Annotated in this window: 25 protein-coding genes; 10 read left to right on the top strand and 15 right to left on the bottom strand. The window is 61.6% G+C overall.

The features are described 5' to 3' along the window. Position 1: 1 nt before the first annotated feature. Positions 2–1,063, top strand: coding sequence for an acyltransferase family protein (locus GTP58_RS08595; RefSeq protein ID WP_161077058.1), 1,062 nt, complete (start codon positions 2–4; stop codon positions 1,061–1,063). Here the strand turns inward: GTP58_RS08595 and GTP58_RS08600 are convergent. After that, positions 1,060–2,298, bottom strand: coding sequence for a hypothetical protein (locus tag GTP58_RS08600; RefSeq protein WP_161077059.1), 1,239 nt, complete (start codon positions 2,296–2,298; stop codon positions 1,060–1,062). The two genes, GTP58_RS08595 and GTP58_RS08600, sit on opposite strands and share 4 nt — an antisense overlap. Positions 2,299–2,357: 59 nt before the next feature. Here GTP58_RS08600 and GTP58_RS08605 point away from each other — a divergent pair, with 59 nt between their 5' ends. Beyond that, the gene (locus GTP58_RS08605; protein WP_161077060.1) at positions 2,358–2,846 is read left to right on the top strand and encodes a hypothetical protein; all 489 of its coding nucleotides are present in this window, start codon (positions 2,358–2,360) and stop codon (positions 2,844–2,846) included. On the opposite strand, the gene fusA is transcribed toward GTP58_RS08605, so the two are convergent. Continuing rightward, positions 2,843–4,954 (bottom strand): elongation factor G, encoded by a 2,112-nt coding sequence (fusA, locus tag GTP58_RS08610; protein WP_161077061.1) that lies wholly within the window; start codon positions 4,952–4,954, stop codon positions 2,843–2,845. The two genes, GTP58_RS08605 and fusA, sit on opposite strands and share 4 nt — an antisense overlap. A 149-nt stretch (positions 4,955–5,103) precedes the next feature. On the opposite strand from fusA, the gene GTP58_RS08615 reads away from it, so the two are divergent. Further along, complete coding sequence (locus tag GTP58_RS08615; protein WP_161077062.1) at positions 5,104–6,225, top strand: phospholipase A; 1,122 nt, start codon at positions 5,104–5,106, stop codon at positions 6,223–6,225. On the opposite strand, the gene GTP58_RS08620 is transcribed toward GTP58_RS08615, so the two are convergent. The 5 genes from GTP58_RS08620 to GTP58_RS08640 form a co-directional block, all read right to left on the bottom strand. Beyond that, a complete protein-coding gene (locus GTP58_RS08620) occupies positions 6,222–6,419 on the bottom strand; it encodes a hypothetical protein (protein ID WP_161077063.1) in 198 nt (65 codons plus the stop codon). The two genes, GTP58_RS08615 and GTP58_RS08620, sit on opposite strands and share 4 nt — an antisense overlap. Positions 6,420–6,548: 129 nt before the next feature. After that, complete coding sequence (locus tag GTP58_RS08625; RefSeq protein WP_072781828.1) at positions 6,549–6,797, bottom strand: hypothetical protein; 249 nt, start codon at positions 6,795–6,797, stop codon at positions 6,549–6,551. 57 nt (positions 6,798–6,854) lie between these two features. Further along, on the bottom strand, positions 6,855–7,805 hold the full coding sequence (locus tag GTP58_RS08630) for a methyltransferase domain-containing protein (RefSeq protein WP_139260345.1): 951 nt from the start codon (positions 7,803–7,805) through the stop codon (positions 6,855–6,857). Positions 7,806–7,900: 95 nt separating this feature from the next. Continuing rightward, positions 7,901–8,566, bottom strand: a complete 666-nt coding sequence (locus GTP58_RS08635) for an ankyrin repeat domain-containing protein (protein ID WP_161077064.1) — start codon at positions 8,564–8,566, stop codon at positions 7,901–7,903. After that, positions 8,563–9,342, bottom strand: coding sequence for a TatD family hydrolase (locus tag GTP58_RS08640; protein ID WP_161077065.1), 780 nt, complete (start codon positions 9,340–9,342; stop codon positions 8,563–8,565). Before GTP58_RS08640 ends, GTP58_RS08635 begins: the two co-directional genes overlap by 4 nt. Positions 9,343–9,486: 144 nt before the next feature. Between GTP58_RS08640 and GTP58_RS08645 the strand changes: the two genes are divergently transcribed. Then, entirely contained in the window at positions 9,487–10,695 is a 1,209-nt protein-coding gene (locus GTP58_RS08645) for a cation:proton antiporter (protein WP_161077066.1), read from the top strand. Positions 10,696–10,714: 19 nt separating this feature from the next. Then, the gene (locus tag GTP58_RS08650; protein ID WP_161077067.1) at positions 10,715–11,272 is read left to right on the top strand and encodes a DNA-binding protein; all 558 of its coding nucleotides are present in this window, start codon (positions 10,715–10,717) and stop codon (positions 11,270–11,272) included. Here the strand turns inward: GTP58_RS08650 and GTP58_RS08655 are convergent. Genes GTP58_RS08655 through mltG form a run of 5 tightly spaced genes read right to left on the bottom strand, consistent with a single transcriptional unit; the run spans position 11,247 to position 14,809 of the window. Next, positions 11,247–11,750, bottom strand: a complete 504-nt coding sequence (locus tag GTP58_RS08655; protein ID WP_161077068.1) for a GNAT family N-acetyltransferase — start codon at positions 11,748–11,750, stop codon at positions 11,247–11,249. The two genes, GTP58_RS08650 and GTP58_RS08655, sit on opposite strands and share 26 nt — an antisense overlap. Positions 11,751–11,768: 18 nt before the next feature. Then, on the bottom strand, positions 11,769–12,152 hold the full coding sequence (locus tag GTP58_RS08660; RefSeq protein ID WP_202413520.1) for a PilZ domain-containing protein: 384 nt from the start codon (positions 12,150–12,152) through the stop codon (positions 11,769–11,771). Between the two features lie 10 nt (positions 12,153–12,162). Further along, positions 12,163–13,191: a DNA polymerase III subunit delta' gene (locus GTP58_RS08665; RefSeq protein ID WP_161077069.1), complete on the bottom strand. Its 1,029-nt coding sequence runs from the start codon at positions 13,189–13,191 to the stop codon at positions 12,163–12,165. Positions 13,192–13,207: 16 nt separating this feature from the next. After that, a complete protein-coding gene (gene tmk / locus GTP58_RS08670) occupies positions 13,208–13,813 on the bottom strand; it encodes a dTMP kinase (protein WP_161077070.1) in 606 nt (201 codons plus the stop codon). A 6-nt stretch (positions 13,814–13,819) separates the two neighbouring features. Then, positions 13,820–14,809 (bottom strand): endolytic transglycosylase MltG, encoded by a 990-nt coding sequence (gene mltG, locus GTP58_RS08675; RefSeq protein ID WP_202413521.1) that lies wholly within the window; start codon positions 14,807–14,809, stop codon positions 13,820–13,822. 156 nt (positions 14,810–14,965) lie between these two features. On the opposite strand from mltG, the gene GTP58_RS08680 reads away from it, so the two are divergent. Genes GTP58_RS08680 through GTP58_RS08690 form a run of 3 tightly spaced genes read left to right on the top strand, consistent with a single transcriptional unit; the run spans position 14,966 to position 17,005 of the window. Continuing rightward, positions 14,966–15,982, top strand: a complete 1,017-nt coding sequence (locus GTP58_RS08680) for a folate-binding protein YgfZ (protein ID WP_161077071.1) — start codon at positions 14,966–14,968, stop codon at positions 15,980–15,982. A gap of 1 nt (position 15,983) precedes the next feature. Continuing rightward, on the top strand, positions 15,984–16,271 hold the full coding sequence (locus GTP58_RS08685) for a DUF4936 family protein (RefSeq protein ID WP_161077072.1): 288 nt from the start codon (positions 15,984–15,986) through the stop codon (positions 16,269–16,271). Then, entirely contained in the window at positions 16,262–17,005 is a 744-nt protein-coding gene (locus tag GTP58_RS08690) for an NRDE family protein (RefSeq protein ID WP_161077073.1), read from the top strand. The genes GTP58_RS08685 and GTP58_RS08690 overlap by 10 nt, the downstream gene beginning before the upstream one ends. On the opposite strand, the gene GTP58_RS08695 is transcribed toward GTP58_RS08690, so the two are convergent. Beyond that, a complete protein-coding gene (locus GTP58_RS08695; protein WP_161077074.1) occupies positions 16,960–18,036 on the bottom strand; it encodes a RimK family alpha-L-glutamate ligase in 1,077 nt (358 codons plus the stop codon). The genes GTP58_RS08690 and GTP58_RS08695 overlap by 46 nt on opposite strands. Positions 18,037–18,133: 97 nt before the next feature. Between GTP58_RS08695 and GTP58_RS08700 the strand changes: the two genes are divergently transcribed. Further along, positions 18,134–18,502 carry a flagellar protein FlaG gene (locus GTP58_RS08700; protein ID WP_072781800.1) on the top strand — a complete coding sequence of 123 codons (369 nt, stop codon included), beginning with the start codon at positions 18,134–18,136 and terminating at the stop codon, positions 18,500–18,502. A 77-nt stretch (positions 18,503–18,579) separates the two neighbouring features. Beyond that, positions 18,580–19,068 (top strand): PEP-CTERM sorting domain-containing protein, encoded by a 489-nt coding sequence (locus tag GTP58_RS08705; protein WP_161077075.1) that lies wholly within the window; start codon positions 18,580–18,582, stop codon positions 19,066–19,068. A gap of 1 nt (position 19,069) precedes the next feature. Here the strand turns inward: GTP58_RS08705 and GTP58_RS08710 are convergent, their stop codons facing one another. Then, positions 19,070–19,483, bottom strand: a complete 414-nt coding sequence (locus GTP58_RS08710) for a GNAT family N-acetyltransferase (RefSeq protein WP_161077076.1) — start codon at positions 19,481–19,483, stop codon at positions 19,070–19,072. Then, entirely contained in the window at positions 19,480–20,391 is a 912-nt protein-coding gene (locus GTP58_RS08715; RefSeq protein ID WP_161077077.1) for an SDR family oxidoreductase, read from the bottom strand. The genes GTP58_RS08710 and GTP58_RS08715 overlap by 4 nt, the downstream gene beginning before the upstream one ends.

A 20,391-nucleotide genomic window follows, 5' to 3' on the forward strand; every position in this document is an offset into this window, starting at 1 on the left:
TATGCGTATCAATTCTATCGACGCCGTGCGGGGCCTGACCGTGGCCGCCATGCTGCTGGTGAACGACGCGGGCGACTGGTCGCACGTCTACCCGTGGCTGGAGCACGCGGAATGGCATGGCTGCACGCCGGCCGATTTCATCTTCCCCATTTTTATGCTGATCGTCGGTGTTTCCATCCAGCTCGCGCTGGGGCGGCAACTGGATGCGGGTGCACCGGCCCAACCCATGGCACGCGCCGCGCTGCTGCGCGGCGGCCGCATCATCCTGCTTGGCATCGCCCTCAACGTGATTGCTGCACTGCTGCTGCATGGACGGGATTTCCGCCTGCTTGGCGTGTTGCAGCGCATTGGCTTCTGCTTCGCCGTGGCCGGCCTCATGGCGATTTACCTGCGCAGCGTGCGCGCGCAATGGGCCGCACTGGCCGCCATCCTGCTTGGCTACTGGGCCTTGCTCGCTGCCAGCGGCGGCGTCGAACCGGTCGTGAACCTGGCTGACCGCATCGATACCGCGCTGCTTGGCCACCTGGCCTATCAATACGACGCCGCCACCGGACTGGCGCACGAACCGGAGGGCATATTGAGTACCCTGCCGGCGCTGGCCACAGTCATCCTTGGCATGCGCGCCGGCGACTGGATACGCCAGCAACGCATCGCCAGACTGGGATGGGCCGGCGTCGCCGCCATGCTGATTGGCGGCGCATGGGCGGTAGCGCTTCCATTGAACAAGCAGTTGTGGACCTCGTCGTTTGTGCTGTGGACTGGCGGCTTCGGCATGCTCGTGATCGCCCTCGCCTACCAACTGGTCGATGTGCGCGGCTGGCCGCCGCTGGGCCGCGCAATGGGCGTGAATGCCATTGCGGCCTATGCCGGTTCCTGGATTGCGACCTGCCTGCTCACCGGCAGCGGCATCATCACGCCGCTGTATCAGAACGTATTCCGCGCGCCGCTGGAACCGTTGTTGGGGCCGGAGTTTGCCTCGATGGCCTTCGCTGCCGCGTTCACCGGCGTGTTCTGGCTGGCGATGGTCTACGCGTACAAACGCAGCTGGCGCCTGACGATTTAAAACGTCCAGCGCAGCGATACCGTCAGGCTGCGCTCCTTCTGCACCGGCGCCTCGCCCACCAGCGAGCGCGCCGGCCGGTCGCTGCGCACCAGCAGCGCTTCTGTCATCAGCGACAGGCGCTCGGCCAGCGGCCAGTCGTAAGCCAGCGCAACGCCATAGCCGACTTCATTGTTCGGATCGGACGGAATCAGGTCATGCTCGCTGGTGCTGAAACGGTCATAGCGCACCGCCGCCGTGCCTGGCCCCAGCGGATGGCTGGCCAGCACGAACCATGACTGAAAATCCAGCCCGACGCCATTGCGTCCCATGATGGTATCCCCGCGCATGGCCTGCATCGACAACTCCCACGTGCCCTGCGGACGCCAGACGGCGCTGAGATGGTCGAAACGCGTACGCCAGCCGTATTGCCAGTCCTTCACCACCTGCGGATCGGCCAGATTATCGTAGTGCAGCGCGGCCAGTTCCAGCCGTGTGCCGAAATTCAGATTGGCGCCGACGTAGTAGCCAAGCTTGCCGTCGATCTCGCGGAACGGATGGATGTCGCGCCACTGGCGCAGCAGGAAGCCGTTCGGCGGCCGGTACACTGGCAGGTCAGCCAGCTTCACGGTGTCGTTACGGCCAGCGATACGGTCGCTGATCGACCAGCCGCGCCAGGATAAAAGTGTGCCAGTAGAGTCGTTGCCGGTGTAGACGGCAGCCAGCACACCGACATCGTACGGCGCGCCACTGTAGCGGCCCAGCCGCCGCGCACTCCATTCAATGCCATTGGTCCGCAGTTCCTCGCCGATCCAGCTGTTGATGGCGGAACTGGAAATGGTGCGCTTGGGCACCCAGCCCACGCTGTCGTAATCGATTTCCACGCTGGTCGGCGGAAAGAAGAAGCCGGCCTTGACGCGGGTCTTCCAGGCGCCGGCCGGCACCGGATTCCACGAAAGATAGGCCTCGCGCACATCGACAATGCCGCGATGCTGCTGGTCGGCGCTGAGCTCCAGGCTGGCGCTCACGCTGTCCAGCACATCCACGTCGCCGCGCAACACGGCCTGGCCGATGCTGAGCCGCGGCGAATTCTGGTCATAGCGTGTCTTGCCCAGGCCACTGTCCAGGAAGCTGCGGCCGGCGTCGGAGTCGACCGCGCGCACGTCGAGCAGGCCGCGCCACTCCGCGTCTGGTGCGGCACTGGCGCCGGCGCCGGGCAGCGCCAGCATCACGGCGCAGGTCAGGAAGCATAGTTTCATGCTTGCATGATACACGGCTATAATCCAGCGTCTATCAACCTGGAAGAAGAAAGCGACGGATGATTAAAAGTTTGCGTATCGCCGGACTGGCCCTGCTGGCCTGCGTTTCCGGTACGGCCCTGGCCGCCACCTTTGAGACCATAGAACCGGCGCCACTGAAAGAAGTCTGGATCAATGGCGGTTTTTACACCTACCACTTCCAGCGCGACAAAGACCTGAACGGCGCCAATGGCGGCCTCGGGGCGGAATGGCGTTTCTCGACAGTCGCCTCGGTCACCGCCGGCCGTTTCTACAACAGCGACCGCGCTTACTCCAACTATGCGGGTGTCTACTACCAGCCATTCAAGGTTGGCCCGGTACGCATTGGCGCCGTGTTGGGCGGCTTTGACGGCTATCCCAAAATGCGGAATGGCGGCTGGTTCCCCGCCGCCATTCCGACACTGAGCTATGAATATGAGCGGGTCGGCGTGAATGTCGCCATCATACCGACCTACAAAGACCGCCTGTACGGCGGCATCTCTGTACAGCTCAAACTCAAAGCCTTTTAACTACGCGCCTTGCTCACGGCGATCTGGTCCAGGATATGTTTCGGCACTTCCGCATAGTGCTTGAACTCCATGGTGTAGGTCGCCCGGCCCTGCGTCAGCGAACGCAAGGTGGTCGAGTAGCCAAACATCTCGGCCAGCGGCACGGAGGCGCGTATGATCTTGCCGCCGCCGCCCGGGATTTCATCCATGCCCTGCACCATGCCACGGCGTGACGTCAGATCGCCCATGGCGTTCCCCATGAACTCTTCCGGCGTTTCCACCTCGACCTGCATTACCGGTTCCAGCAGCACCGGACCCGCGCGCCGCATGCCTTCCTTGAACGCCATCGAACCGGCCATGCGGAAGGCATTCTCGTTCGAGTCGACGTCGTGGTAGGAGCCAAACGTCAGCGTGGCACGCACATCGACCACCGGATACCCCGCCAGCACGCCTGAACGCAGCGTCTCCTGGATGCCCTTGTCCACCGCAGGAATGAACTCGCGCGGCACCACACCGCCCTTGATGGCATCGACAAACTCGTAGCCCTTGCCGCCCGCTTCCAGCGGCTCCAGCGTCAGCACCACGTGGCCGTATTGACCACGGCCGCCCGACTGCTTGACGAATTTGCCTTCCACATCCGTCGCCTTGCGCGTGATGGTTTCGCGGTAGGCTACTTGCGGCTTGCCGACCGTCGCTTCCACGCCAAACTCGCGCCGCATGCGATCCACCAGAATCTCCAGATGCAGCTCGCCCATGCCGGACATGATGGTCTGGCCGGATTCCTCGTCCGTATGCACGCGGAACGACGGATCTTCCTGCGCCAGGCGATTCAAGGCGATGCCCATTTTTTCCTGGTCGGCCTTGGTCTTCGGTTCGACCGCCTGCGAAATCACGGGCTCGGGGAAGATCATCTTCTCCAGCACGATCACATGGTCCGGCGCGCTGAGCGTATCCCCGGTGGTGACGCCTTTCAGCCCCACCGCCGCCGCGATATCGCCCGCGTACACTTCCTTGATCTCCTTGCGTTCGTTGGCGTGCATCTGCAGGATGCGGCCCAGGCGCTCCTTCTGCTGCTTGGTCGGGTTGTACACGGTGTCGCCGGAATTCACCACGCCCGAGTACACGCGGAAGAAGGTCAGCTGGCCCACAAACGGGTCGGTCATGATCTTGAACGCCAGCGCCGAGAACGGGTCGCTATCGGTCGGATGGCGCTCGATCGGCTGGTCCTGTTCATCCGTACCGGCGATTGCCGGCACATCCACCGGCGACGGCAGATATTCGATCACCGCATCCAGCATGGCCTGCACGCCACGGTTCTTGAAGGCGCTGCCGGCCAGCATCGGCACGATCTCGTTGCGGATGGTGCGCAGGCGCAGGCCGGCCTTGATCTCGTCCTCGGTCAGCACGCCGCCGTCCAGATATTTTTCCAGCAGCTCGGGCGTGGCTTCAGCCGCAGCCTCCACCATTTTCTCGCGCCATTCCTCAGCCACGGCTTGCAGACCGGCCGGGATGTCCTCGTAGGTGAACTTGACGCCCAATGTCTCGTCGTCCCAGTTAATCGCCCGCATCTTGACCAGGTCGATCACGCCATGGAAGTTGTCCTCCGCGCCCAGCGGCACCTGAATCGGAATCGCCACGCCCTTGAGACGGTTGGCAATCTGCTCGCGCACACGGAAGAAGTCCGCGCCCACCCGGTCCATCTTGTTGATGAAGGCAATCCGCGGCACATGGTATTTATTCGCCTGGCGCCACACGGTTTCCGACTGCGGCTGCACGCCGCCGACGGCGTCGTACACCATCACGGCGCCATCCAGCACGCGCATGGAACGCTCCACCTCGATGGTGAAGTCCACGTGGCCCGGCGTATCGATGATGTTGATACGGTGCTCGGGGAAATTGCCGGCCATGCCTTTCCAGAAGGCGGTGGTGGCCGCCGACGTAATCGTGATCCCGCGCTCCTGTTCCTGCTCCATCCAGTCCATCGTTGCGGCACCGTTATGTACCTCACCGATCTTATGGTTGACTCCGGTGTAAAACAGGATGCGCTCGGTGGTCGTGGTTTTGCCGGCATCGATGTGTGCGCTGATGCCGATGTTGCGGTAACGCTCGATAGGGGTCTTGCGGGTCATCACGATCTCCTTGGGATCTGCTATGGGAAGTCTCAAGTGCGGCAATAGTCACCGAAATCAAGAGCCTGTTTAGCGTGCGACATAATCAATGGCAATTAATGTAGTCTGTAACATAATCAAACAGCTTAACTCTCATCTGGAAAAACTGCATGCGTGTACCACCAAAAACTACCCTCCTCCTGACCTTGGGCATAGCGCCGGTTCTGGCTTTAGCCCAGGCTTCCGACCTCGAACTACGGCTGGAACGTTGCGCCGTGCTGGGTGACGCCAGCGCCCGCCTCGCCTGCTACGATGGCCTGTCCAAGACCGCGCCCACAGTGCAGGCGGCCGGCGAGAACGCGGTGGCCCCACTGGCCGTCGGCGCCAGCGACAAGGTGGCGGAAGCCGCCGATGCGCCAGCCCGCACCCAGCCGTCGGCGCCGCCGCCGGAACCCAACGTGTCGCCCAAGGTCGCGGCGCTGACCACCATTCCGCCCGAAGACACGGTCTCGCGCATGGTGCAGGAGTGGGAACTGGACCGCTCCGCCAAACGCGGCGTGTTCAATTTCCGTCCGCACCATGACACCTACCTGCTGCTGGCAAATTACAGCACCAGCTCCAATGATGCGCCTTTTAAGGACTTTACGCCCGCGGGCATCAAATCCAAGCACGTCGAACTGACTTATCAGATCAGTTTCAAGATGAAGCTGATCGAGCAGCTCATGAGTTCGCCGGTGGACCTGTGGTTCGGCTACACCCAGAACAGCTTCTGGCAAGCCTACAACCGCGCGGCGTCGAGTCCCTTCCGCGAAACCAATTACCAGCCCGAGCTGATGCTGACCACGCCGCTGGCGCTGGACCTGGGCGTGCTGGACGTGCGTTATCTGACGCTGGCGCTGAACCACCAGTCGAATGGCCAGACCTCGACGCTGTCGCGCAGCTGGAACAGGGTTTACGCGGAAGTGGGAGCGGAAAAAGGCAAGTTCGGCGTGTCGTTCCGCCTGTGGAAGCGGCTGGATAACGCCCGCTCAGACAATGACAACATCGACATCACGGACTTCATGGGCCATGGCGACGTTCGCGCCACCTACCGTTTTGATGGCCATGAGCTGTCCGTCATGGGGCGCCGCAACTTCAGCACGCGCCACGGCGCGCTGCAGTTCGGCTGGGCCTTCCCGCTGGCCGCCAATCTCAAGGGCTATGTGCAGGGCTTTAGCGGCTACGGCCAGAGCCTGATCGACTACAACTATTCGCAGAAATCCCTGGGCGCGGGATTCCTGGTCAACTTCTAACGGGGCGAGCCGCCCAGGATGCGCGCCGGCAGCATGACGATGGCGCGCAGCAGCTCGAACAGGCCTTCGACCCCAATGCCGATCAGGCGGAACGGCAAGGTAATCAGCCAGAAGAAGGGATACAGCACCAGCGCCAGCAACGCCAGCGGCCAGCACAGGAACAGCAACACCAGCCACAGCATGAAACTCAGCATGAGACGCTCCCGAAATGGTTGTTTTTCTATGGTGTCACTTTAATCAAGCGACCCATCGGGGGCAATTTCTGTGCGACCAGCTGCATAAAAACGCTGACCAAGCGCTGCTTTCAGGGGATAAACGGCAGCTTACTGGCCCAGGCAGATGATTTTGGTGACGTACTCTTTGGCGTTGGGCTTTTTCTGGTTGGCCCAGGCAATCGCCTGGTTGGCTTCGTCGATGGTCAGCACCGAGGCCTTTTCCTTGGATTTGATGAAGGACACGCCTTCAAACACGCCTTCCTTGCTGCGCATGACTTTGGCAAACACGGGCGGTTTGGCCTCGCCATCGACAAGTTTGTTTTGCTGGATCAGGTAACGTTGGTCGGTCTGGGTCATATATTTCTCGCTTAAAAGGCGAAATATACGCTCCCGACCGGCCGTCGTGGGGACTTTTTACGCGTAAGCAGGGACGCGCGTGGGTTGCAGCGTGGCTTCGTACAGGATCTCGGCCTTGAGCGAGGCTTGCAGCGATGGAATTGCGCCACCGGCGCGGTACTGGAAGCTCACCTGCAGCACATCGCCTTCACGCGCCTTGACGGGCGTGGCCAGCGGCAGCGTCATATAGTGGTTGAGCCAGTCGATGGTGGTGGAACGCTCCTGCACCACCGCCAGAATGTTCTTGGTGACAAAGCGCATGGCATTGATCTCGCCATTGCGCTCGACCACGAACTTGCCCTGCCACGAATACATCAGCTCGTTCGGCTGGTTGAAATCGATGATGCTGTAGACGGCCGGCGGCGCCATTTCCACCGTGCCCGGATAGATCACCGTGGTTTCCTGGAACTGTACGATCGGCGCGTAGAAGCCTTCAAAGTCGTATTCCTGCTGCAGCGGCTGCACTGCCATGATGACGGCTTCCGGCAGGAACACCGGCAGCGGGCCGCCGAAGCGCTCGGTATAACGGCGCTTGAACGATTCAATCACTTCCACCTGCTTTTCGCGCAGCATGCCGACGTGGATCATCTCGCAGATCACCACATCGACCGGTTCCGGCGGCAGGTATTCAAACGCATCCGCGTGGACGACTTCGACTTTTTCGCCGTTGGGATTCATGGCCAGGAACTTGCGGGCTTCCTTGACCATGTCTGGATTGAATTCGACGCAATACACCTTGGCCGCCTTGGCGGCAGCAAACCACGACAGCACGCCCGTGCCGCCACCAAGCTCCAGCACCTTCATGCCCGGCTTCACGGCATAGTCGATGGCTGACTTGAACCCGTGCATGCGGTTCTGATCCATCAGCATATTGTGATGGTAGTGGACTGGAATAAACTGCCCCAGATAGCAGCTTTCAATTTCGCGTTCGTTCAGCATGGTGGTCCTTGGTGAGTGCTCTAAGGACATTATCGTTAAGATTGTTGCCCCACCATGCAGTGAGCTGGGCAACAAATACCCGTCAATTCAATCGCTCACCAAAATACCGTCACGCGTTACGTTATTTATGGCTTCGCCTGCTTTGCCGCCAGGAAGGCGTTGATGGTTTTGGCGATCCAGGGCTTGTCGGCCTTCAGCGCAAACTCGGCGGCCGTAAGGTGGAAGCCGCCATCTTTGAGGGTGGCGTCGGCACCCTCCTTGAGCAGCAGCGCCACCACGTCTTCCTGGCCTTCGCGCGCGGCGATCATGAGCGGCGTCATGCCGGACGGGGTTTCGGCGTCGATGTAGGCGTACTTGTCCAGCAGGATGGTGGTGATTTCCACGCTACCCGCGGCGGCGGCGTAATGTAATGCCGTCCAGCCCTTCTGGTTGACCTGGGCGCCGCGCTGGAGCATCTCCAGCACGGCCTGCTTGTTGATGCGGAAGGCAGCCATCATCAGCGCGGTATTGCCGTTGGGGGCCTTGGCTTCCAGATCGATGCCGGGCTGGTCCATAAGCAGGCGCGCCACCTTGAGCGACTCGTAACGCATGGCGACAATCAGCCCCGTCTCACCGTTGGGATCACGGACATTCGGGCTGACGCCACGCAGCAGCGCGGTCTGCACGCGGCTCACCGCGTCCAGCTGGGCGGCGCGGAAGAAGTCAACCTCGTCGTCGCTCTGCCCAGTGGCAAAAGCCGGCGCACTCAAGGCGGCAGCCAAGCCCAGCAGAATGAGGCGGCGGCGCATCATGCGGCAACGTTGAACAGCATGCGGAAGTTGGCCGTGGTCTGCGCGGCGACCTCTTCTACTGGCACGCCTTTGAGCTTGGCGATGTACTCGGCCACGTGCGCAACAAAGCCCGGCTCATTCATCCTGCCGCGGTACGGCACTGGCGCCAGGTAAGGCGAATCGGTTTCGATGAGGATGCGTTCCAGCGGCAGTTCCAGCGCCACCGCCTGCAACTCCTTGGCGCTCTTGAAAGTCACGATGCCCGAGAAGGAAATATAAAAGCCCATCTCGATGGCAGCCTTCGCCACTTCCAGCGACTCGGTAAAGCAGTGCATCACGCCCGCCACGCCGCCCGCCTCCGTGCCAGCGCCCTCTTCGCGCATGATACGGATGGTGTCTTCGCTGGCGCTGCGGGTATGGATAATCAAGGGCTTGCGGGTGATACGCGAGGCCTTGATGTGGGTGCGGAAGCGCTCGCGCTGCCATTCCAGATCGCCTTCCAGGCGGAAGTAGTCCAGCCCGGTCTCGCCTATCGCGATGATCTTGGGGTCATCCGCCAGCGCCACCAGCTGCTCGACGGTCGGTTCCGGCGTGTCTTCATAATCCGGATGCACGCCCACCGAGGCGTAGATGTGCGGATACTGGTGCGCCAGCGCCAGCACCTGCGGGAAATCCGGCAAGTCCACCGACACGCACAGCGCATGGGTGACCTTGTTGTGCGCCATCTGGGCCAGGATGTCCGGCATGCGAGCAGCCAGCTCGGGGAAATTGATGTGGCAATGAGAGTCGATATACATGCCGGGATTGTAACCGATCCCGCCGTGCGCCCGATTTGTGGAAACGATACCACTGTCGATATCAAAAACACTTTCCGGACTGTTAATACTCGGCTACCATCGCTTCACGTTATGTAATTACGTTACAAAAACAAAAGGAGACCTATGAGTACCACCGAAATTTTCCTGCTGGCGATGCTGCTGATTTTTGTTGCCCCTTACCTCGTCTGGCGGCTGGGCAAAACCGATTACTTCGCACCGCTGGTGATCGTGCAGATCATCATGGGCATCATTCTTGGCCCTGGCGTGCTCGGCGCCACCATGCCCGATTACTACAAATTCCTGTTCAATCCCGACGTGGTCAAAACCCTCAACGGCATTGCCCAATGGGGCGTGATGCTGTTCGTGATGCTGGCCGGTATCGAGCTGGACCTGAAAACAGTCTGGCAATACCGCCGCGAAAGCGTCACCACCGCCGGCCTGTCGCTGGGCGTGCCGCTGCTGTTCGGTTGCGCTGCCGCCCTGCTGCTCATGAACTACCAGGGCTGGATGGGCGCCAAGGCCGCCAACTGGCAATTCATGCTGGGCACCGGCATGGCCTGCGCCGTGACCGCGCTGCCGGTGCTGGTGCTGCTGCTGGAAAAACTCGACATCCTGCGCCAGCCGATGGGCCAGCGCATCCTGCGCTATGCCAGCCTGGATGACGTCGCCATCTGGGGCGTGCTGGCGCTGATTATGCTGGACTGGGAGCGCGTGGGCCGCCAGGCCGGCTTCCTGGTGGCGTTTGCCACGCTGACCTTTGTGTTCCGCCGCCTGATGGCGCGTCTGGAGGAAAGCGACCGCTGGTATGTGGCCGTGATCTGGCTGATCGCCTGCTCGTTTGGCGCCGACTGGGCCGGTCTGCACTTCATGGTGGGCGCTTTCCTCGCAGGCGTGGTCATGGACGCGGAATGGTTCGGCCAGGAAAAGCTGGACGCGCTGTTCAAAAACGTGCTGCTGGTGCTGATGCCGGTATTCTTCCTGAGCACGGGCCTGCGCACCAAGTGGGACCTGGGCGGCTACTCGGTGTTCTTCGTGGCGGGGCTGCTGCTGTTGGCTTCGGTCGGCGGCAAGCTGGCCGGCGCCCACCTGGCCGGCAAAGTGCTGAACTGGAAAAAAGGCGAAGCCTCGATCATCGGCTGGCTACTGCAGTCCAAGGGCCTGATCGAGATTGTGTTTGCCAACATCCTGCTGGACAAGCAAATCATCACCAACGAAACCTTTACCGCGCTGTTGCTGATGGCGGCCGGCAGCACCATGTTGACGATTCCGATTGTGCACCCTAAACTCAACCGTGCACAAAACCGGGGACTGGTGGGTCAAGCCAGCTCCTGAACGACAACAGGACAAACACATGGCGCGTACCGGATTAAGCAAATCACAGGTCAGGGAAACACGGGACCAGATCGTGGCCGAGGGGCGCTACCCCTCGGTTGATGCGGTCCGCCATGCCTTGGGCACCGGCTCCAAGTCCACCATCCACAAGCATCTCAAAGACCTGGCCGAGGAAGACAGCCAGTCCGGCCAGGGCCTCCGGCGCGACGACACGGCGCGCAGCATTACGGCGCTGGTCGAACAGCTCACCGACCGCCTGCATAAGGACACCGACCGCCGCCTGCGCGATCTGTGCGCCGGCTACGAGGAAGAACTGGAAGAAAAAGACCGCGAAATTGCCGAGCTGCGCCGCACTGTCGCGCGCCTGGGCGCGCGTCTCGACCAACTTCAAGCCGGCACCCGCGCCACCGATGCGCAGAACCAGGGCTTCGGCGACTTCAGCGACCTGTTTGCCAGCTCACGCAGCGGACCGCGTGACGATACGCCGTTCAATGTCATCCTGGCGGGCGGCCGTACCATGACCATCGATTTCGACAGCCCGCAAATCCACCTTACGCCACGCGTTTTCCAAGGATAATCAGGTCGCGCTCAACGCCGTCCAGATTCGCCACCTTGGGGAGGTGCGCCCAGGTTTCAAAGCCGAATTTGCCGAACAGGCCCAGGCTCGGCTGATTGTGGCCGAAGATGAAACCCAGCAGCGTGTGCACCTTGATCTGCGGCGCGTAGGCAATCGCCTGCTCGATGCAGTAACGGCCCACGCCCTTGCCGCGCGCCGCCTCGGCGATATAAATTGAAATTTCCGAAGTCCCTGAATAGGCCGGGCGGCCATAAAAATTCGAATACGACATCCAGCCCAGCGTCGCGCCGCTGTCAGCCGCTTCGATGATCCACAGAGGACGCTTGTCCGGCGTATGCTCGTGGAACCACGGCAGACGCGATTCCACCGGTACCGGCTCGGTATCGGCAGTCACCTCGCGCGAGGCGATGGTGCTGTTGTAGATGGCAACGATGGTAGGCAGATCTTCAAGCGTGGCAAGGCGATGGCGGAAAGTCATGTGAAGTGAAAAGCAGGGTTACAGGGTATGGGTAGCGCGCGCAGAACGCAACGCGGCGCCGAGGATATCTTCGATGCGCAGCCGGGCGCGCTGGCCGCTCTCATCGTCCGGAAAATGCACGCCCACGCCCTGCGCCTTGTTGTTGTGCGCGCCGGCCGGCGTGATCCAGGCGACTTTGCAGGCGATCGGATACTTGTTGGGGTCGTCCATGAGCGCCAGGATCAGATAGATCTCGTCGCCCAGTTTGTAGGGCTTCTGGGTCGGCACGAACATGCCGCCGTTTTTCAGGAAAGGCATGTAGGCGGCATACAGCGCCGCCTTTTCCTTGATCGCCAGCGACAGCACCGTCGGCCGTGGCGTCATCGGCACGGTGTTCGGGTCAAGTGGGCTGGCAGCGGACATTCCTTACCTTTCAGGCGCAGCAGGTCGTGTATTCAAGCAGCATATCCTCAAGGAACAGCTTGGGTGACAGCGGATGGTCGGCAGTCGCGCGGCGCTCATTGGCGCCCTTGATCGCGGCCATCAGGCGGCTGACGTGGATCTTGTCCGCCAGGCTGGCCACCTCTTTCTGATAGCGAGGATAATACCGGATGTTACCGGACAGTTTGTAGGAAAACACATCATAAAGCCAGCGCTGCAGCCAGGACACCGGGCCGCTCAACGGCGCTTTTTGTAACTTATCCGCAACTTTCAAGGCGAGATCCACGCTTGGATGGGCCAGCATCTGCAGCAGCGTTTCCAGATCCTCGCGGCTGCCGCTCTCGGCCTGCTCCATGGCCGCCAGCGGCGCGCCGCCCTGCTCGCGCAACCAGCTGTCGGCGTCCGGCACGCCTTGCTCCTTGAGCCAGGCCAGCGCCTCGGCATGGCTCGGCATCGGCAGCGCGAACTTGCGGCAGCGCGACAGGATGGTCGGCAGCAGGCGGTCCAGGCTATTGGACGCCAGCAGGAATACCGTGCCTGGCGGCGGTTCCTCCAGCGTTTTCAGCAGTGCATTGGAGGCCGGCATATTCAGCGCTTCGGCCGGATACAGCACCACCACGCGCAAGCCCTGGCGATGGGTGGAGATGTTCATGAAATCCGCCAGGTTGCGGATCTGTTCGATCTTGATTTCCTTGGATGGCGTCTTCGACTTGGCGGCCTTTTTGGTCTCGCCTTCGCCGTCTTCGCTGTCCGCCGGCTCATCCTCCATGGACTCGGGCCGCACGCGGCGGTAGTCCGGGTGGTTCTGCTGCGAGAACCAGCCGCAGGACGCGCACGTACCGCAGGCGTGGCCATCCGGCAGCACCGCCTCGCACAGCAAGCCCTGCGCAAAGCGCTCGATGAAATCGGACTTGCCTATCCCGGCGGCGCCATGGAACAGGATGGCATGCGGCATGCGCTGGCGCAGCGTTTGCAGCTGCTGCCACGCGGATTGCTGCCACGGGTAAATGGAATCACTCATTATTCAGTATTTTATTTCAAAAGCAGGCGTCGAGGATGACAGCGATCTGCTGCTGAATCTCGGCGATGCTTTGCGTGGAATCGATCACGCGGAAGCGCTGCGGGAACTGGGCCGCGCGGCGCAGATATTCGTTGCGGGTGGCGGCGAAGAAGTCGGCCTTTTCCTGTTCGAACTTGTCCAGCTCGCGCGTAGCGTCCAGGCGCGCGCGCGCCACTTCCAGCGGCACATCAAACAGCAAGGTCAGGTCTGGCTGCACATCTGGATGCACCCACTGCTCCAGCACTTCCAGCTTGGCCAGGCTGGTGCCGCGGCCGCCGCCCTGGTAGGCAAAGGTGGAATCGGTGAAGCGGTCGGAGATGACCCAGGCGCCGCGCGCCAGCGCCGGCTGGATGACCTGGGCGAGATGTTCGCGGCGGCTGGCAAACACCAGCAGCGCCTCGGTTTCCAGGTGCATTTTTTCGTGCAATACGATTTCGCGCAACTTCTCGCCCAGCGGCGTGCCGCCCGGTTCGCGCGAGCTGACCAGCTCAATGCCGCGTGCCTTGATGTAGTCGCTGACGAAGGCAATGTGGGTGGACTTGCCAGCGCCATCAATGCCTTCAAAGGTGATGAATTTAGACATTTACTCTTATCGTTGATACTGATTGACTGCCCGATTGTGGTCGTTCAGGTTGTCCGAGAACTGGCTGGTGCCATTGCCCTTGGAGACGAAATACAGCGCCGCCGTCTTGGCCGGCGCCAGCGCCGCCGTCAGCGACTGCACGCCCGGCAAGGCGATCGGCGTCGGCGGCAGGCCGGAACGGGTATAGGTATTGTACGGGGTGTCGGTTTCCAGGTCCTTCTTGCGGATCTTGCCGTCGTACTTGAGGCCCATGCCGTAGATCACGGTCGGATCGGTCTGCAGCAGCATGCCGATCTTCAGGCGGTTGACGAACACGCCGGCGATCATGGCGCGCTCGGATTTCTGGCCGGTTTCCTTTTCCACGATGGAGGCCATGGTCAGCGCCTCATACGGATTCTTGTACGGCAGCGCCGGATCGCGCTTTTCCCAGGCATCGGCCAGACGCGTGAGCATCATGGCATGCGCCTGCTTGTAGATTTGCAGGTCGCTGGCGCCCTTGGCGAACAAATAGGTATCCGGGAAGAACAGCCCTTCCGCATCCTTATATTCGGACGCAATGGCGCTCATCACTTCCTTGTCCGACAACGCGATAGTGTCGTGCTTGAGGCCCTTGTGTGCGGCGATCGCGGCGCGCATCTGGCGGAACGACCAGCCTTCGATGATAGTCAGCTGTTCTTGCGCAAACTCGCCGCGCGCCAGCTGGTCGATCAGGCGCAGCGGCGTCGATCCCGGCTTCAATTCATAGGAACCGGCTTTCAGCTTGCTGCTCTTGCCCGTCACGCGCGCCAGCAAGTTGAACAGCAGCGGCTGGATGGGGACGCCCGCTTCGGCGATTTGCTGGCCGGCGGCATGGGCGCCGCTGCCGGGCGCGATCGTAAACTCAATCGACTCCGCCTCGGGCGGAATGATCGGATTTTGCGACCAGTACATAAAATAAGCACCGCTGACGATGGCCAGCAAAACACATAGACCGATTATTTTTTTGATAAAAGCCATTATTAAAGCCGAATTGTTGGGTCAAGTCGCACAGCTTGCCAGTTCCTGGCACGCCACGCCAGTGCCACGTTTTGCGTGGCATCTGACGCGATCGCCGCGACATCACTATAATGAGCCCGTAATGATAATGCCTTCCCCGTCAAAATATTGAAAATTATGTCTTCTTGGAACGAACTTTTAGCGCAGCAAGCGGCTCCGCTGACCACCGCACAACTGCAAGCCGGCTTTGTCGCCCCGATCACCGACCTGGGCCTGATCGCGCTGGACGGCGAGGAATCGGCCAGTTTCCTGCACAATCAGTTGACCAACGATGTTGAGCACCTGGGCCAGGGCGAAGTGCGCCTGGCCGGCTACTGCTCGCCGAAAGGGCGCCTGCTGGCCTCGTTCCTGATGTGGCGCAACGTAACTACTATCTTCCTGCAACTGCCGCGCGACATCCAGGCGCCCGTGCAAAAACGCCTGAGCATGTTTGTGCTGCGCTCCAAAACCAAGCTCAGCGACGCGACCGACGCCCCGGCCAACCAGCTGCTGCTGGGCCTGGGCGGCGCCAGCGCCAACACCGTGCTGGGCCAGTGGTTCAGCGCCCTGCCCGCCGCACCGTACACCAGGATCGATGCCGAAACCGGCACGCTGATCCGCGTTGCCGACGCCTTCGGCGCGCCGCGCTACCAGTGGCTGATGTCGGCCGAAACTGCCGCCGCCGTGGTGCCGGTGCTGGCCGGCAAGCTGACCGTGGGTGCTGGCGATGCCTGGCATCTGTCGGAAATCCATGCCGGCGTGCCGCAGATTGCCAAGGCGACGCAGGAACAGTTCGTTCCGCAGATGGTCAATTACGAGCTGCTGGGCGGCGTCAACTTCAAGAAAGGCTGCTACCCGGGCCAGGAAATCGTTGCGCGCAGCCAGTATCTGGGCAAGCTCAAACGCCGCACCACGCTGGTCAGCATTCCAGACGCCACCGCCGCCGCCGGCATGGAAGTGTTTGCTACCGCCGATCCCGAACAGCCCTGCGGCATGATCGTCAACGCCGCACCCAACGGCCAGGGCGGCATCGACGCGCTGGTGGAAATGAAGCTGGCCGCCATCGAAGCTGGCTCGGTCCGCCTCGGCTCGGCCGACGGCGTGGCGCTGACCTTCCTCGACATGCCGTACGTGCTGGAACCGCTCGATCTCTAGCATGGATCTGTACATCTACTACAAGGTCAAGGACGCGGACGCAGCATCCTTGCAGGCAGCGGCCGCCGTCATGCAGGCGACGCTGGCGCAGCGCCATGGCGTTGCGGGCCAACTCAAACGCCGTCCAGAGACCAGGGAAGGCGTGCAGACCTGGATGGAAGTCTACCCGTCCACGCCGGAAGGATTTGCCGCCGTGCTCGACAGCGCGGTGCACGAGGCCGGCTTGCTGGCCTGGATCGCCGGCCTGCGCCACACCGAAGTTTTTATGGATGTCGTCCCATGTGCCTGATTGTTTTTGCCTGGCAGGTCGTGCCTGCGGTACCGCTGATCGCCGCCGCCAACCGCGACGAATTCTACCAACGCGCCACCGCGCCGGCCGCACCGTGGCCCGAACATCCACAGATTTTCGCGGGCCGCGATTTGCAGGCAGGCGGCAGCTGGATGGGAATTACCCAGCCGGGCGATGACGGCGGGCCATCGCGCTTTGCCGCCATCACCAACATCCGCGCGCCGTCCGAACATAAGGACCAGGCGCCATCGCGCGGCCAGCTGGTGGCCGACTACCTTGCGGGCAGCATGTCGCCGCAGGAATATGTCGCCGCCATCCGCCCCACTGCCGACCAGTACAACGGTTTCAACCTGGTGCTGGGCGACCGCGATACGCTGATCTGGTATTCCAACAAGGGCGACAACGATGCGCGCAACGGCCAGCCGCTCGCGCCCGGCGTCTACGGCCTGTCCAACGCCTTGCTGGATGCGCCGTGGCCGAAAGTGCTGAAAACCAAAGCCCAGTTCGCCAGCCTGCTGTGCCTGGGCGCGCCGGACGAAGCTTTCTTTGAAATGCTGTCCGACACCGCACCGGCGCCGGATCTGCGTCTGCCGGAAACCGGCGTGCCGCGCGATCTGGAGCGCGTACTCTCAGCCGTCCGCATCGAAAGCCCGAGCTATGGCACGCGCACGTCCACCGTGGTCAAACTCTACAAGGACGCCCCGGCCACGCTGCACGAAATGCTGGTCCACTGAGCGGCCACCCGGCCCAGCAGGTCGCGGAACGCCTTGCGCTGCACATCGGTGAAGCTGCCCTTGGCGTTGGATACATCGACAACCAGCAGTTCGCCGCCCGGCAGCTCCGCGCAATCCACACAGAGGTAAGGCAGGTTGAGGCGTTGCTGGATGGCCGATAGCGCTGGCCGGTGCCGCCGCATGTCATCGCAAACGCAAGGCTCGCCATCGATCAGGACAACGCGGCGCAGTGCTTGCGCACCATCACCGGCAGCGCTGGCAACGAAGAATTCCACACCCTCCGCTGCTGCCAGATAGGCGGCCAGTTGCGCTGGCGTCTCTATCCTGTGCCAGTGCGTTTCACCTTTGGCTGGCCGCACGCTGACCGGCAACTGGGCGACTGCAAGCCGGCCCAACGCGCTGCAATCCACACGCACCGCCAGCGGCATCGCCACACCTGGCAGACCGCTCAGTGCAGCCGGCACCCGGTCCGGCGACAGCATACGGATCTGCTCGGGATGGCTGATTACCGGGCGCGGCCAGTTGCTGACGTAGTCCGCCAACAATGCCAGCAGCGGTTGATTTGCCTCCGTGCTGGCCACCGCAACCAGCATGATGTCATGCGCGGGCACCTGTTCCGGGAACGCCTCATCAGCGCGCAGATACAGCAACTCCAGTTTGACGTCGCTGTCCTGCAGCAGGAATTCAACCGGCGTGTTGGCCTCCAGATCGCCCGGCCCCATCAGCGCCAGCAGTGTCAATCCGGGCTGCGGCCGCGCGGCGGGAATCGTATAGTGCGGCTGCAGCATGATGGCTTCCGCTTGCACGGCCAGCGCATCTTCATGCTCGCCCGTGAGATGCAAGACCGTGGAAAAATCCATGTAGGCGTGGGCGTCATTGGGGTAGGCTTGCGCGCGTTGCAACAACACCTGGCCGATCGATGCCAGGTCTTCGCCCGCATCGGCATGCCGCAGCAATGACGCCAGGCCCATCAGCGGGGCATCATGTTGCGCGATGGCATCTGCGAGCATCTCATGCATTTTTTGGGACATTTCGCTCAATTTTTCTTCAGACCTGCCGTTATCACCAGTAGCGGAGCATTCCGTTGCCTGCCGCGCCCCACGACACAGAAGAAGGAAATCAGCCACTATGGACACAAGCAGCATCAGCCGCCTGGACTTGCCATCCATCGCCACTGTGGCGACGGCGTCCACGCCTGCGTCCGGTAAAAATGGGGGCACGGATGCAACAAACGCTATTGTCGCGCCTAAAGACAGTGCTCAGCCCCGCGCACCGAGTAAAACTGAGTTAAAAAATTCCGTAGATGCAATTAATCACTTTCTGAAAGACAACAGCGAAGTGCATTTCAGCATCGATGAGGATAGTGGCCTGTCGGTCGTGAAAGTCATCGATAACGAGACCAAAAAAGTGCTGCAACAGTTCCCATCGGAACAGTCGCTGCAAATCGGCAAAAAGCTCGACAGCCTCAAAGGCTTGCTAATCAATAGCGAAGCTTGATTTAAAAAATGTTGTTATAAACAATTTCCTTCGTGATAGCATCTAGTGAAATTTAGATAATTCACAAAGGGGAATGTATGAAAACCATGAAGATGCTGTTGGCAGGTGTTGCGCTCGCCGGTGTCACGGCTGTCAACGCTTATGCGGGCGTCATTACGGTTCCAGACACAGGGCTGAGCACCCAGTTTAACTGGAACGCCGGCATCGGCCCTGCCCTCGACAGTTTCAGCCTGACGGTGGCCGGCCCATCCAAAGTAAGCGTCACGCTCACCGACATGTTTATCCCAGGCGACGAATTTGCCCTGTCGCTGGACGGCAATGCCATCACCTGGAATACCAGCGGCTACGTCGGCAACTACTTCCAGGGTGTCGCCAGCAATGTCCTGCTGAGCGCAGGCACGCATAGCTTCGGCATTACCCTGACCAAGACCGCGCCAGGCTACACCGCGGGTTCGGCATTGGCCACCTTCGGCGCAGTTACCGCAGTTCCTGAACCGGCAACCTACGGCATGCTGATCGCCGGCCTGGGCATGCTGGCCTACGCCGCACGCCGCAAAAAGGCCTGATTCAGAAGTTGCGCTGCATGTTGATGTGCGCGATACCCGCCTCGTAAAACTCATCGCCATCCACGCTGAAGCCGTGCCGTTCGTAAAACGGTGCGGCATGCGTTTGCGCGCTCAGCGCCACCAGGGTATCGCCGCGCAATCTGGCCTGCTCCATCAACGCTTGCAGTAGCTGACCGCCGACGCCGGTGCCGCGCGCGGATTTGCGTACCGCCATGCGGCCGATGTGGCCATCCGGCAGCAGGCGGCCGGTACCGACCGGCGTTCCCTCGGCGTCATAAGCCACCGCGTGCAGGCAGACCGCATCCATGTGGTCCATTTCCAGCTCGGCCGGCACGTTCTGTTCTTCGACGAAGACTTCCGTGCGGATCAGTTTTGCATCCGCGCTCAGCGTGCCCCAATCTCCCAGCCTGATCATGCTTTTGCTCCTTTGATTTTCGCGCGCAGCAGGTCCTTGAGTTGCGGCGCTGCGGCGTACGGGTCGGCGGGATTGGCGCCCGCCACAATATGCTCCATGCGCTCACGCACACCGGCCAGCGCTTCGGGATGCGAGTAAATGTAGAAGCGGCCTTCCGCCACGGCGCGGAAGGTTTCCTCCGCCACTGCTTCGGCCGACACCTTGCCGGACGAGACGGCTTTATCCGTCATGGCCTGCGCCGCCAGCTGGCTGGCCGTCGGCCCCGTCGTCATACGCACATCCTCGGGACGGTTGCGGTGCGACTGGCTTATGCCGGTCGGAACAAAGTACGGGCACAGCACCGAGGCGCCGATGGGCGCGCCCACCAGTTGCAAGTCCTGATACAGCGTCTCGCTCAGTGACACCACCGCGTGCTTGGAGACGTTGTAAACCCCCATCGCCGGCGCATTCAGCAGGCCCGCCATCGACGCTGTATTAACGATATGGCCTTCGAATGCGGGATCGCTCTCCGCTGCGGCCAGCATCAACTTGGTGAAAATCCGCATACCGTGGATCACGCCCCAGACATTCACCCCCATCACCCATTCCCAGTCCGCCTCGGTGTTTTCCCAGATCAGGCCACCGGAACCCACGCCAGCGTTGTTGAACAGCAGATGCACGGCGCCGAACTTGGCCACCGCCGCATCGGCCAGCGCCTGCACCTGCTCGCTTTTGCGCACATCGCACAGCTGCGCGATGACGCTGGCGCCCTGCGCGGTCAATTCATCGACCGCCGTTTGCAGCGCGTCACGTTGTACATCGGCCAGCACCAGCTTCATGCCCTCACGTGCCGCCACGTTGGCGAATTGACGGCCCAAACCACTTGCACCGCCGGTGATGACGGCGACTTTGTCCCGGAATGTTTTCAT

This window comes from Duganella sp. CY15W (genome assembly GCF_009857555.1).
GTDB classification, from domain to species: domain Bacteria; phylum Pseudomonadota; class Gammaproteobacteria; order Burkholderiales; family Burkholderiaceae_D; genus Rugamonas; species Rugamonas sacchari.